Source organism: Leisingera sp. CC-HEC093, from assembly GCF_059429195.1.
The window spans coordinates 1,037,138-1,049,811 of sequence record NZ_JCAIJR010000001.1 but is presented as its reverse complement, the minus strand read 5'-3'; the positions used below and the strand labels follow the sequence as shown (position 1 = coordinate 1,049,811).

Annotated in this window: 14 protein-coding genes and 1 tRNA gene; 13 read left to right on the top strand and 2 right to left on the bottom strand. The window is 58.4% G+C overall.

What is annotated here, in order from left to right; all coding sequences use genetic code 11:
• Nucleotide 1: 1 nt before the first annotated feature.
• Genes AC5STB_RS05020 through AC5STB_RS05010 form a run of 3 tightly spaced genes read left to right on the top strand, consistent with a single transcriptional unit; the run spans nucleotide 2 to nucleotide 1,439 of the window.
• Nucleotides 2-460: an arsenate-mycothiol transferase ArsC gene (locus tag AC5STB_RS05020; RefSeq protein WP_495441882.1), complete on the top strand. Its 459-nt coding sequence runs from the start codon at nucleotides 2-4 to the stop codon at nucleotides 458-460.
• Nucleotides 457-855 carry a ketosteroid isomerase-related protein gene (locus AC5STB_RS05015; protein ID WP_495441881.1) on the top strand — a complete coding sequence of 133 codons (399 nt, stop codon included), beginning with the start codon at nucleotides 457-459 and terminating at the stop codon, nucleotides 853-855. The genes AC5STB_RS05020 and AC5STB_RS05015 overlap by 4 nt, the downstream gene beginning before the upstream one ends.
• Nucleotides 852-1,439 carry a GNAT family N-acetyltransferase gene (locus AC5STB_RS05010; protein WP_495441880.1) on the top strand — a complete coding sequence of 196 codons (588 nt, stop codon included), beginning with the start codon at nucleotides 852-854 and terminating at the stop codon, nucleotides 1,437-1,439. Before AC5STB_RS05015 ends, AC5STB_RS05010 begins: the two co-directional genes overlap by 4 nt.
• Before the next feature lie 40 nt (nucleotides 1,440-1,479).
• Here the strand turns inward: AC5STB_RS05010 and AC5STB_RS05005 are convergent, their stop codons facing one another.
• Nucleotides 1,480-2,400: a hypothetical protein gene (locus tag AC5STB_RS05005; RefSeq protein ID WP_495441879.1), complete on the bottom strand. Its 921-nt coding sequence runs from the start codon at nucleotides 2,398-2,400 to the stop codon at nucleotides 1,480-1,482.
• A gap of 255 nt (nucleotides 2,401-2,655) precedes the next feature.
• On the opposite strand from AC5STB_RS05005, the gene AC5STB_RS05000 reads away from it, so the two are divergent.
• The 7 genes from AC5STB_RS05000 to AC5STB_RS04970 all read left to right on the top strand — a co-directional run bounded on the left by AC5STB_RS05000 (nucleotide 2,656) and on the right by AC5STB_RS04970 (nucleotide 7,256).
• Nucleotides 2,656-3,534 (top strand): carbon-nitrogen hydrolase family protein, encoded by an 879-nt coding sequence (locus AC5STB_RS05000; RefSeq protein WP_495441878.1) that lies wholly within the window; start codon nucleotides 2,656-2,658, stop codon nucleotides 3,532-3,534.
• An 83-nt stretch (nucleotides 3,535-3,617) separates the two neighbouring features.
• A complete protein-coding gene (infA, locus tag AC5STB_RS04995; RefSeq protein WP_005978431.1) occupies nucleotides 3,618-3,836 on the top strand; it encodes a translation initiation factor IF-1 in 219 nt (72 codons plus the stop codon).
• Nucleotides 3,837-4,012: 176 nt separating this feature from the next.
• Nucleotides 4,013-4,594, top strand: coding sequence for a Maf family protein (locus AC5STB_RS04990; protein WP_495441876.1), 582 nt, complete (start codon nucleotides 4,013-4,015; stop codon nucleotides 4,592-4,594).
• Entirely contained in the window at nucleotides 4,591-5,613 is a 1,023-nt protein-coding gene (locus AC5STB_RS04985) for a ribonuclease E/G (protein WP_495441874.1), read from the top strand. The genes AC5STB_RS04990 and AC5STB_RS04985 overlap by 4 nt, the downstream gene beginning before the upstream one ends.
• Nucleotides 5,610-5,813: a DNA gyrase inhibitor YacG gene (locus tag AC5STB_RS04980; protein WP_495441873.1), complete on the top strand. Its 204-nt coding sequence runs from the start codon at nucleotides 5,610-5,612 to the stop codon at nucleotides 5,811-5,813. The genes AC5STB_RS04985 and AC5STB_RS04980 overlap by 4 nt, the downstream gene beginning before the upstream one ends.
• Before the next feature lie 81 nt (nucleotides 5,814-5,894).
• Nucleotides 5,895-5,969 (top strand) — tRNA-Phe (locus tag AC5STB_RS04975).
• A gap of 270 nt (nucleotides 5,970-6,239) precedes the next feature.
• Entirely contained in the window at nucleotides 6,240-7,256 is a 1,017-nt protein-coding gene (locus AC5STB_RS04970; RefSeq protein ID WP_495441872.1) for a tyrosine-type recombinase/integrase, read from the top strand.
• 75 nt (nucleotides 7,257-7,331) lie between these two features.
• Here AC5STB_RS04970 and AC5STB_RS04965 read toward each other — a convergent pair whose 3' ends face one another.
• Nucleotides 7,332-8,009, bottom strand: coding sequence for a HEPN domain-containing protein (locus AC5STB_RS04965; RefSeq protein ID WP_495441871.1), 678 nt, complete (start codon nucleotides 8,007-8,009; stop codon nucleotides 7,332-7,334).
• A 46-nt stretch (nucleotides 8,010-8,055) separates the two neighbouring features.
• Here AC5STB_RS04965 and AC5STB_RS04960 point away from each other — a divergent pair, with 46 nt between their 5' ends.
• The 3 genes from AC5STB_RS04960 (at nucleotide 8,056) to AC5STB_RS04950 (ending at nucleotide 12,644) form a co-directional block, all read left to right on the top strand.
• Entirely contained in the window at nucleotides 8,056-8,421 is a 366-nt protein-coding gene (locus AC5STB_RS04960; protein ID WP_495441870.1) for a hypothetical protein, read from the top strand.
• A 112-nt stretch (nucleotides 8,422-8,533) separates the two neighbouring features.
• Nucleotides 8,534-8,929, top strand: coding sequence for a hypothetical protein (locus tag AC5STB_RS04955; protein ID WP_495441869.1), 396 nt, complete (start codon nucleotides 8,534-8,536; stop codon nucleotides 8,927-8,929).
• A gap of 898 nt (nucleotides 8,930-9,827) precedes the next feature.
• Nucleotides 9,828-12,644: a DNA polymerase gene (locus AC5STB_RS04950; protein ID WP_495441868.1), complete on the top strand. Its 2,817-nt coding sequence runs from the start codon at nucleotides 9,828-9,830 to the stop codon at nucleotides 12,642-12,644.
• The last annotated feature ends 30 nt before the right edge of the window (nucleotides 12,645-12,674 follow it).

The window sequence follows — 12,674 nt, the reverse complement described above, 5'->3', positions numbered from 1 at the left end:
CGTGAAGGAGCTGCCGCAGTCCGTTCTGTTCTGTTGCGACCACAATTCGGTCCGCTCTCCGATGGCGGAGGGCATCATGAAGAAATTCTATGGCACCGGCACCTATGTGCAATCCGCCGGGGTCAAAAACGACATGGAGATCGACGGCTTTTCCATCGCGGTCTGCCAGGAGATGGATGTGGAACTGTCGCGCCACCGGTCGCGCTCTTTTGACGAAATGGAGCGCTGGGGCGATGACCTGTCGTCTTTTGACCTGGTGGTGGCACTGTCGCCCGCCAGCCAGCGCCGGGCACTGGAACTGACCCGTTTTTTTCACCTTGATGTCGAATATTGGCCGATAATGGACCCTACCGGGCTCGGCGAGACGCGTCAGGCCAAGTTAGATATCTACCGTCAAACACGGGATCAAATCATCCAGCACCTGAAAAACCGCTGGGGTGAACCGACGGAGAGAACATGACCGACACCATCGCGCGCTATTTCGCGGCCTTCAATGCCGGCGACACCAACACCATGCTGGATTGCCTGGACGAGCAGATTGCTCACCACGTCAACGAGGGCAAGATCCGCGTGGGCAAAGAGAAATTCGCGGATTTCTGCGCCCATATGAGCCGCTGCTACAAGGAAGAGCTGACCGATATGGTGATCTTTTCCAGCAACGACGGAACACGAGCAGCGGCGGAGTTCATCGTCAACGGCACCTATCTGGTCACTGACGAAGGTCTGCCGGAAGCCAAGGGCCAGACCTACCGTCTGCCGGGCGGGTCGTTCTTTGAGCTGAAGGACGGTAAGATTTCCCGCGTCACCACCTATTACAACCTGGCGGACTGGATCGCTCAGGTTTCGGCGGGATGACGATCCGGGTCGAAGCGATGACCGGCGCGGCACTGGCGGCCGCGCTGGACGATGTGGCGCGCCTGAGGATAAAGGTGTTCCGCGCCTGGCCGTATCTTTATGACGGGGATCTGGCCTATGAGCGGGAGTATCTGCAAAGCTACCGGGATAGCGCCCGTGCCGTGGTGGTTGGCGCCTTTGATGGCGATACCCTGGTCGGCGCCTCCACCGGCGCACCGCTGGCGGATCATGCGGATGACTTTGCGGCAGCCTTTGAGGGCACCGGCATTGATCTGAAGGATGTCTTCTACTGCGCCGAATCCGTGCTGCTGCCGGAGTACCGCGGGCATGGCGTTGGACACGGTTTCTTTGACGCGCGAGAAGCGCACGCCCGAAAGCACGGGTTCAGCAAGACCGCCTTTTGCGGCGTACAGCGCCCGGCGGACCACCCGCTGCGGCCTGCGGATTACGCGCCGCTGGACCCGTTTTGGCGCAAGCGCGGCTATGCCCCGCTGGAGGGCGCCATCGCGCATTTTTCCTGGAAGGACGTGGATCAGTCCGGAGCAACCAGCAAACCGTTGCAGTTCTGGATCCGGGACCTGTAATGGAAGCAGGCGCCCGCGCGGGGCGCCTGCAGTCTAAAGCTCAAACCCCTTCGGGGCGGGCTTTTTGCAGTTCGTCCAACGCCTGCTTGTGCTGGGCCAGGAAGAAACGCACGTCATCCTGAGCAGACTTAAAGCTATTCTGCGCCGCAACCAGCGCCTTGCCGGTTGCCATCCGCTCCTTTTCGATGCCGGGCTGCTTGGCGTATTGCTTCAGCAGGCTGGTGGCCTCTTTCAGGATCTTGGGCAGGGTTTCCTTGATGTTCTTGGTGTGAATCGCGATCTTGTGCTTCTTGATCAGCGCCCGCAAGGCAGCGTCGGCCTTGCCCTCGATATCCTCGCGGTTGGCACCCTCCTTGTTGTACTGGGTCTTCCAAGCCTTGCGGACGGCCTCCATGTCCTTTTCGGCCTGTTTCACGTCCTTAACGATGTCTTTGCAAGCGCCTTCGATCTTGCTGGCACGGGTGTGAAGTTCCTTCAGCTCCTTCAGAATCAGCTTGTTCTTCTGCTCGTGTTCTTTCTTGAGCTTGGCCAGATGCTTGTCGGTTTCTTCGTTTTCCTTCTCGGCCTTCAGCTGCTGCGCCATCTGTTTTTGCTTGATCTTGTCCGCATTGCGCGCCAGCTCCGCTGCCGCGTCTTCGCGTTTTTCGATCTGCTTGGCATAGGCCAGGCAAAGTTCCCGGCTGTGGGACTGCAGCTTGCCGCATTTACCGCGCGCCTTGAGCATCGCGTTGGCCAGCATGCTGAAGGCCTGAACGATCTCCGGCATGTTGTCCAGATCTGCCATGGCCGGGTCGCCCGACGGCGGCACCCCCAGTTTCTCCAGCAGATCCATATACTTGCCCACGCCGCTGCCCTTGCAGGCGCCGGCCCGGTATTCGCGCCAGAATTTGGTGCGGAAACCCTTTTGGGGAATGTCGGCAATAACACCTTTCAGGTTCTTGTCATCAAGTTTCGTTGCCAAAGGAGTGGTCCTTCTTTCAATAAATCAAATGGCTGGCCGCGCCCAAGAATGGCCAATTTGCCGCGCAGTACCAAGATGGAATGCAGGGCGCGGCTGTTTCCGTTGCAAAAATGCGCATCCTCTGCGGTTTTTTCTCAGCCATCCCAGTGCCACCTGCAAACCCGGTACCGCATTGCCTTGCGCCGGGCACCTTTGCAGGGCAATCCTGCAGGATGACCGCACCGGGATGCGCCTGCTGACTGCTGGAGACACCGCATGAAAATCGCCACCGCCGCCTATCCGCTCGACTGGCTGGACAGCTGGGCGCAGTATGAGGACAAGCTGGACGCCTGGGTGGCAGAAGCTGCCGGGAACGGCGCCGAGCTGCTGGTGTTCCCCGAATACGGCGCGATGGAACTGTCGACGCTGGATGGCGCGGCGGTAGCCGGTGATCTGGAGCAGTCGATCCATTCGGTTTCGGAGAAGATGGAAGATGCCGCCGCACTGCACCTGAAACTGGCCGCGGAGCATAACGTGCATATTCTGGGCGCCTCCGCACCGGTGAACAGCGGCCTGAACCGGCCGGTGAACCGGGCGGAGCTCTACGCGCCCACGGGCAAGCGGGACCATCAGGACAAGCAGATCATGACCCGGTTCGAGCGCGAAGACTGGGGCATCATGGGGGGCGGGCCGCTGAAGATATTCGACACCGCTCTGGGCAGAATCGGGGTGCTGATCTGCTATGATAGCGAATTTCCGCTCCTGGGCCGCGCGCTGGCAGAGGCAGATGTGATTCTCGTCCCTTCCTGTACTGAGGCACTGGCCGGTTACTGGCGGGTGCGCATCGGCGCCATGTCGCGGGCGCTGGAAAGCCAGTGTGTGACGGCCATGGCCTCGATCGTCGGGGCCAATGAATGGTCCGAAGCTGTGGACATGAACACCGGCACTGGCGGCATATTCGGCCCGCCGGACAAGGGCTTCCCTGGAACCGGTGTTTTGGCCGAAGGCATGCTGAACCAGCCGGGCTGGACTTACGCCGACGCGGATCTGGAAGCGATTGCCCATGTCCGGGCCGATGGCGGAGTGCTGAACCGGCTGCACTGGGCGGAGCAAATACCGCGGGTAAAATCGATCACAAAGGCCGCTCTTTGCTGATTGAGCCCTTGAAATATTGGAAAAATGACCCCATTTAAGCGCACGTCCCGCAGTTTGCGGGTTAACCCAATGATGGAGACAACATGGCCAAGGAAGATACGCTCGAATTTCCCGGTGTCGTGAAGGAACTCCTGCCTAACGCGACGTTTCGGGTCGAGCTTGAGAACGGCCATGAGATCATCGCACATACGGCAGGCAAGATGCGCAAGAACCGCATCCGTGTTCTGGCTGGCGACAAGGTCCAGGTGGAAATGACCCCCTATGACCTGACCAAGGGCCGGATCAACTACCGCTTCAAATAAGCTGTTGATCTGGAAGAAATACTGAGGCCCGGCTAACTGCCGGGCTTTTGTCTTTGGCGGCCTGGCGGCCGCTGCCTCCGGCGGGAGTATTTTTGCAAAGTAGAAGGGGGCGGTGCAGGCTTCCGGCACATGCAGAAAAACTCTAAGACAGCTGAGACGGACAAGAGGGCTTTGGCATGGCATTCATTCTGGGATCGGGCAGCCCGCGGCGGCTGCAGTTGCTGGCGCAGCTGGGCGTGAGCCCTGACGAAGTGCGCCCGCCGGAGATTGACGAAACGCCGCAGAAGGGCGAGTTGCCGCGCGCCTATTGCGCCCGAGTGACGCGGGAAAAGACCGAAGCTGTCCCGGCGAAGGCGGAAGACGTTGTTTTGTGCGCCGATACAACCGTCGCCCTTGGCCGCCGTATCCTGGGTAAGCCGCGCGATGCGGGCGAGGCGGCAGAATTCCTGCTAGCGCTTTCTGGCCGCCGCCACCGGGTGATCACCGCCGTCGCCGTGCGCCGTGGGGACCGCGTTTGGCAGAAGGATGTGGTCAGCCAGGTGAAGATGAAGAACCTCTCCGACGAGGAACTGAACGCCTATCTCGCCACCGGCGACTGGGAGGGCAAGGCCGGCGCCTATGCCATCCAGGGCCCTGCAGGCGCCTTTATTCCCTGGATCAGCGGCTCCTTCACCGGCATCGTCGGGCTGCCGCTATCCGAAACCGCAAACTTGCTGCGCGCCGCCGGGCTGCCGCTCTATCAGGAGGCCGCCGCATGAAGGGCCGCACCATCATCCTAGACCACATCCAGGACCGCGAAGCCGCTGCACTCATGGTGGACGGCAAGCTGGAAGACATACTGATCGAAAGCGACGCACCAGCGCCCGGAACCATTTACCGGGCCCGGGCTGACCGGCCAGTGAAGGGGCAGGGCGGCATGTTCCTGACCACTCCCGACGGCCCGGCTTTTCTGCGCCAGGTCAAGGGGCTGGCGCCGGGCCAAATGATCCTGGTGCAGGTCTCCGGCTACGCCGAGCCGGGCAAGGCCATTCCGGCAACCCAGAAGCTCTTGTTCAAGAGCCGCTATGCCATTGTCACGCCCGAGGCGCCGGGCCTGAACATCTCGCGCAGCATCCGTGATGAGGAAGAGCGCGACCGGCTGCTGGAGATTGCGCATGAGGAAATGGGCGAGGCGGGCTACGGCTTGATCCTGCGCTCGGCCTGTGCCGGTGCGGACAGCGAAGAGATCGCAGAAGACGTTGCCGCTATGGCGGCACTGGCGTCGCAGGTGATGCAGGACGAAGGCTTGGAGCCGGAGGTGTTGGCCGAAGGTGACACGCCCCATCTGCTGGCCTGGCGGGACTGGGTGGAGCCTGCCGGCGTGGAACGCGAGCCCGGCGGGTTCGAACGGCTGGGTGTGCTGGATGCGCTGGACACGGCACAGGGGATTCGCGAGCCGCTGCCAGGCGGCGGCTGCCTGTTTATCGAACCGACCCGCGCCCTGGTGGCGGTGGATGTGAACACTGGCTCGGACACGTCGCTTGCAGCGGGCGTAAAGGCCAATATGGCCACCGCCAAAGCCCTGCCGCGCGCCCTGCGGGTGCGGGGCCTGGGCGGTCAGATCATATTGGACCTGGCCCCGATGCCCAAGAAAGACCGCCGCGGCTTTGAAACCGCGCTGCGGGCCGCCTTCCGGGCGGACTCCGAGGAAACGGTTCTGGCGGGCTGGACCAACCTCGGCCACTACGAATTGCAGCGCAAACGCGGCCGTATAGCCCTGAGGGAGGTGCTGAGATGAGCTGTCCGATCTGCGGCGGAGAATCGCAACAGAGTTTTCGTCCGTTTTGCTCCAAACGCTGCGCGGATATCGACCTTGGCAAATGGTTGAACGGCGCATACGCGGTGCCGAGCCAGGAGCTGGAAGACACTGAAATTGCTTTGGAAGAAGCGGAACGTATCCGCGCGCAAGACGGCAATTCGGACCAAACCCGACATTAGTTGTTTTCTTTGAAAAACCCTCTGGACACTGCCGCGCGCACAGCATAGAAGGCCCACACCCAAGGCGATAAGCCTTCCCGTGCCCGGGTAGCTCAGGGGTAGAGCAGTGGATTGAAAATCCTCGTGTCGGTGGTTCGATTCCGCCCCCGGGCACCACTAAATCACTGAAATAGTTGATTTATTTGGTCCGTTGAGATCGTCAGATTTCACCCGTAAAAGTTACACACAGTTATACACTCCTCTGACGGGCTCGATTTGTCCCAAGATTCCAAAAACCGAATACTCAAGATCAAGCATCTCCGGAAAGGGCTGGCCATCGTGCTGTCAGCCCGAAGCCCGTACTGGCTTATCCGCTTCAGGGACCCCCTAGCGGGGAAATATGTCCACCGGTCATCCAAGGAGACATCGCGTCTCGAAGCGATTGAAGTGGCCTTTGAGTTTGCCGACTCATACCGCAGCAAGGCCAACAGCGACCATGCTCAGAAGAAAGCCACCAGCTTCGAACACTATGCCAAGAAGCTGATGGGTATTCAAAAGGGCAAGTCCAAGTGGTCAGACGGCGACAACAAGCTGCTGAACCGATCCAAGGACGGGCTGATCTGCTATTTCGGTAAGTATGACGTCACGAAGATCACCACCGGCAAAGTCCGGGACTACCTGATTCATCTGGACGAGAACCGGCCAAAGCGGCTGGCAGAATCGACCAAGGCCAAACACACAATCATCATCCGCAAGGTCCTGACACTGGCGGTGGAAGACGGCATCCTGAACGTCCTGCCGGTGATGCCGAAGCAGAAGACCGTGGACACGCCCCGCCACACCTTCACGGACGACGAATACAAACGGTTCATGAAGGCTGCCGGTGAGTGTGCCAAACGTGGGGATATGGTCCGCGGCGTCCAGATCACCGGCCACCACGCCAAGATGTTCCGGTTCGTCGTTCACACCTTCCTTCGGCCTACAGAAGGTGAGCTGTTCGGGCTGAAGCACAAGGATATCCAGATCAAAGGCGAACCACCGCATTTGGAAATGAATGTTCGTGGCGGCAAGACCGGCGGGCGCACTAGCGTGACCATGCCGCTGGCTGTTCCCCTTTATCACGGGACTCTGAACCCCTTTGATGAAACGGGTTCTGATCGGAACGGTTTTGTGTGGATGCCGGAATATTCCAACCGCAGGACGGCCATCAACACCGCCCGCCGCCTGTTCAACCATATCCTGGAAAAGGCTGAGCTGCTGGACGAGGACAGGAAGCTGTCTCCGTACTCCCTCCGGCACTATGCCATCCAAGCACGCCTCAGAGGCTCCCAGGGTAAGGTGAACCTTTACACCCTGGCCAAGAATGCTGGCACGTCGGTGGACCAGCTGGAGCGCTTTTACCTGAAGAACATGGCCCCTACGAAAGAGCTGATCGAAAACCTGCAGACGCGTGGGGATGATTGATAGCGAAGGCTGAAGTTGGCCCGACCGCCCCTTGAAGCCCTTCTCGGAGCAAAGGGCAAACCCAGCCTATTTCAATCATGAAACGTGGTTCTGTGGGTCGTTGGGCTTGAGGTCCCAGAAGTGTTGAGCTGCCGCTTGATACAATGAGTCGAACTCATCCCACCCGAGCGGAATGTGTTTCCTGATTGTCATCCCGCCTAAACTCTCAGTCCGCTTGTGCTTTTCAAACCGTTCTTGCGATCTAATCAAATCCTTGTCCCGCCGTGGAGCAGCATATCTACCGGCCCAATACAGCAGCTGTGTCATTTGGGCCAAGCGATGCGCGTCATCATTCGAAAGCTTTGGAAGCCCGGCTTCAGCCCAAAGATCATACACATCATGTGTAGCGGGTGGCGTGCCTTTTGTTTTGACACACAAAATGGCCTTTAAAATTAGCTCCATAGCAATTGAAGCCTCTCGCCTGAAACCTTCTCCAGTGGCATACCTGTGATCGCCTCCATACGGGGCGTCTGCGGCAAGCTTATCGACCAAGTCGTCACTAACGTGCGACAGCACATATGCTGACATTCGGGCATTGTCGGCTTTAGCAAGGAAGTGGAATGGCGCCTTTCGGCGCATGTCCCAAATGCTTTCAGGCAAATCCCAGTCAGTAGTCTTGGTCATGTCTATTCCAATCTGAATTTCTTTGCTGTCCGGTTCTTCGAATAGCGGGTCTTTAAGCAATTCAAAATGCTTCAAAAGCCCGTTGCCCACCGCACACGACCTGCAGGACGCCGTTGGGGTAGCAAAGGAGACCCCAATGGCACTTGAGAAACAGTTCAAACTTGAAGCCGCCGAGAAGCCGAAGGCAGGCCAGCCGTCGAGCCAGCGCCGTCAGAAATTCATCACCGCCATCGACAAGCAGCTAGCAGGTATGCCGGATGGTGATACCAGCACGATCAAAAGCACTTGGGTGTGGAAATCGGATCAGGGCGATTGGTTCATCTCGCCCCGTTACGGGAAGGCTCCCCTTGAGCTGGCCCCTGGCCTGAACGCCATCAAATGCACCAATGCCAAGGACGTGGCCGAGAACCTTCAGAAGCTGAAGGCACTGGCAAGCGAAGGCAAGCTGGATGATGTGCTGGAAGGAGCCGCGTCGGCCATCCGCAGCCGCTTCGGCAAGTGACATTTCAATTGGGATAGGTGACTTCATCAGGTACACGGTCGTGGTGTTGGTCTCGGATTTAACATCCCGGATCTGCATCGTGCGCAGCGCCTATCCCAAGGAACTCTTCTCAATGGCCGTTATCGAAATCATCACTTTCACTCCGTCAGCAGTCAAACGCTCGGCTCCCGGCAACTGTCTTGCCCATAAGTGGCTGGAGGAAAATGGTGGCCCTGCAACCACCAAAAAAGCGATTTTCGAGGGCGTCGGTCGGGTGGAAGGCCGCAGGGTTCATTTTGCCCTCGCGATCGGCCTGACTGAACAAGAAGTTCGGGACTTCCATCAGCAAAAGAAAGTTGAGCTCCCCGGAGGCACAGCCTTCTATTGGTCCTACCTGGCATCGGATGATCCCAAGAAGCTGAGCAGCCAAATCGTAGAAGGGGTCGATGGACTGAACACCCAAGAACTCGATGATGTTCTAGGGGGCGTTGGCGAAAGTGTATTCATGGAAATCAGCCTCAGAGGATGATGGTCTTTGGCGGGCTGCAGAACCAGTTTGGCCGAAGGCCGAACTCTAAACTCAGCCCGCCCAGCCCAACCAGCCAGCAAATCCTATGGCTCCTGCGAAGCACTTCACGAAGTGAAGCCATAGCCAATCTTTGGCCAATCGCTTGATCACTTCGTGATCAAGAACTGCGTTTGTATCTGTTTGGTATTCTTGGATTTTGGACATACTTCTCCTATCCGTTAAGGAGAAGCCTGTGAGACCCGAAGGTCTGACAAACCATCCACACACGATTGCTTTCCAAAGCGCGGCTGGCGGTTATCCGGTCTCAGCCTACGTGCTGCTCAAACAGCGGACCGATGTGCTAGCTTGACGTGGACGGCAGTTCGGCTAGCTCGGCGACGGCACTTCCCCGTCTCGTGATGACAATTGTTTTGCTCTGGCTCTCTGATGGGGGCTTTCACCCTTCCCCCGCTTTCGCTGTCCCCTGACCCTACTATTCGATGACGTCATGTCTGCTGACCTACTGGATTCGGTTCGGCACCATCCGGCGGAGATTACCTTCTGATCGCATGACGCTTCGGGCTGTCTATGTGGTTGTCTGTATCGCGTTCCTGATACGAGAGAGCTGCGAGCTGTGTTCAATATGGGCGTGTGTACGGAGTGTCTTCTGTGTGTGGGGTTATTTATACGTCGAGGCCGCCGGGTTTCCCGAGGTTCACGGCGATTTGGTCAAAAAGGGAGAATGTCCCCCAAACACCGGGGAACGGGGCAGATTATCCCACGGCCCCGGCGGCTTGCCCTGGCTGCTGTCACGGCTGGTAAAAATAGTATTTGTTCCGTATGGGTGTAGGGCATCAACATTTACTATTTTTGCAGTTCAGCACGTTCCCCTCGCAGCCTCACCTAGATCCAGGGTTCCATGCAAGCCAAAGTCAATTTCCGGCCTGATCAGTTTTACCCCAAGAACAGGCCAAACTCGAAGCACATTCGCTATCTCGTGATCGGCTTCGACACGGAGTACCAGCGGGAGGCAATCGTAAATGCGGATGGCCTAGCCGAAGTCCGCAATCAGGTGCTGTCTTACCAGTATAGCTGCCATGTCATTACCCCCGGCAATGCAGGTGCAGAGCCGCATTGGTCCGGCATTGTGCTGCCGCCGGGACCATCAGACGACGACCGGCTAACCCTGGTTGAGTTCTTGGAACATGCGTTGCGGGACGGGTTCAGGACGCACCCCAATCTGAGGCTGCCGGTGAATGTCTACTTGGTCGCCCACTTCACGCGGGCAGACGTGCCGGGGTTCTCTGACTTCAAGGAGGAGAAGTCCCGGAAAGCCATGAACTTAGACAATATCCGCAACCTGTTCATGAATGTCAGCAAGGATATCAAGGTCAACCTCAAGCGGGGTGACAAGCTCAAGCCAATCAGGCTGCATGTCCTAATCCGGGACACAATTGCTCTTGCGCCCACTGGGGCCAAAAGCCTTGCCAAGCTGGGGGAAATCCTTGGCTATGAGAAGCTGAAGCTGTCTGACGACCCGCAGCAGGAACAGCACTACAAAGAAAACATGGGGGAATTGCTGAAGTCCAACTGGCCGCTGTTCCGGGACTATGCCATTCGGGATGCCGAGGTCTGTGCACAATATACTATCCGCATGATCCGGCTGTATTTTGACAAGACCAAGGCGTTCAAACTGCCGGTGACATTGACGTCCATCGGTGTTGATCTGATCCAGGCGCACTGGGAGTCCCAAGGGCTCGACCCGCTTGAAATCGTCGGCAAAGAGATGGTGGCAGAGAAGCGGTGGAACACCAAGACAAAGCGCTATGTGACCATCACTGAGCCTAAGTCCCTGCCGAAGCTGTTTTGGAGCGAGGACTTTTTCACCGAGTGCTATCATGGCGGGCGCAATGAGCAGTTCTGGTTTGGCCCGGCCCCGGAAGGTGTTTGGTATGACTATGATCTGGCCAGCGCGTATCCATCGGCCATGGCGCTCATCGGGGAGCCTGATTGGTCAACCATCACCCCCATCGCCAGCACAGAAGAATTGCTGGGTCCCGCTTTGACGGTCGAAGACCTGGCCTTTGCCAATGTGAACTTTGAGTTCCCGGAAGACGTCCGGTACCCGGTCCTGCCGGTGCGCACAGAAAACGGCCTGCTGTTTCCCCGCAAAGGCAACAGCACGACCCATATCAGTGAAATCCTGCTGGCCAAGCAGCTAGGGGCAAAGATTGAACTGGTGGAGGGTCGGCGGGTCGATTCTGACCGCGTTATCAGCCGCAGAGATGATGGCGTCAGGGAATATGGGGGCCACGCCAAGCGGCCGTTTCTCGACTTCGCCCGTCATTGCATCGACGAGCGCGCCAAACACCCGAAGAAGACCCTGGACAATCTGTTCTGGAAAGAGCTGGTCAATTCCACGTACGGCAAGACGGCCCAGGGTCTGCGGGAGCGCCGGATATATGACCTGAGGGATGCAGATACCAAACGCTTGGGGCCGAGCAAGATCACCAACCCGGTCTATGCTGCCTTTATCACGGCTTTCTGCCGGGGTGTGCTCAGCGAGATCATGAACGCCCTGCCTCCGGACGTGCAGATATTCAGCGTCACCACAGACGGGTTTCTGACCACGGCCACAGATGCTCAAATGACGGCGGCTGCAAAGGGGCAGCTGGGCCGCAGGTATCTGGACTCCCGGATCAAGCTGGCCGCTCAATGGGGCATCTACGAAGTCAAACACATCATCCGTCAGCCTGTTGGCTGGCGGACCAGAGGTCAAGCCACGCTGCGCCCGTCTGAAGTTTCCGACTGGGATGGCACAGAAATGGTGCCAAAAGAGGATGAGCGGGTGGTGCTGGCCAAGGGCGGCATCAAGCTGGACGCCATGCTGTCCAAGCCCGAGCAGAATGGCAAAATCGTCGACCTGTTCTTTGACCGCAAGCCAACCGACACGCTGACGGTGACGATGGGTGCGGGCATCCGGGAGATGTATGAGCAGGGGATGGACTTCGTAGACAAAACCATGACCAAACGCCTGTCCATGGAATTTGACTGGAAGCGCAGGCCAGCGGCGGCGGGAGACGTGACTGTCACAACCGGCGGCGGGCAAAGCCGCACCCATTTGGCATTCTCGACCCAGCCATGGGACACAGTGGATCAGTTCAACACCACGCGGGACATCTGGGCGGACTACAACAAGCAGACCCCGCATTGCCTGAAGTCGCTTGCTGACTACCAAGCATGGGCTGAGTATTTTGAAGGCAAGCTGGCGGCGCAGGGGCCTGCTGGGGCCTACATCGCCAAAGAGGATGGTGTCCTGAAACGCCTCCGCCGGGACCTGAGCATAGCGCATAAACTGCGGAAGGCGGGCACACACAAAATCAACGTGGCGTCGTTCAGCGGCGGCGACGGCATCACTTCGGACCACAAGCTCAGGGTCAACGACTTTGCCCGCATCCTGAATGATAGCTTTCGCATTCCTTGCACGAAGTTCGATGTGGACAATGCCAGGAAGAAGACAGCCTTCGTGCCGCATCAGGTGCCGCGGACAGCCAAAACCGTAGAGCTGCTGGGATACATCAAGGAGACGCTGTTCCCCGAGTTGGACGTGGAGCAGTTCCTCACGCCGAAGGCGGCGTTCAGCCTGGATGTGGAGGTTGCTGATATGTCGCTGCATCCGCGTGATCCGTTGAAGGAATGGGTGGCGTCGTTTGGCAGAAGCCCCAAGCCCAGTTGAAGTCGGATCAAGCCTATGTTCATCTCAGGA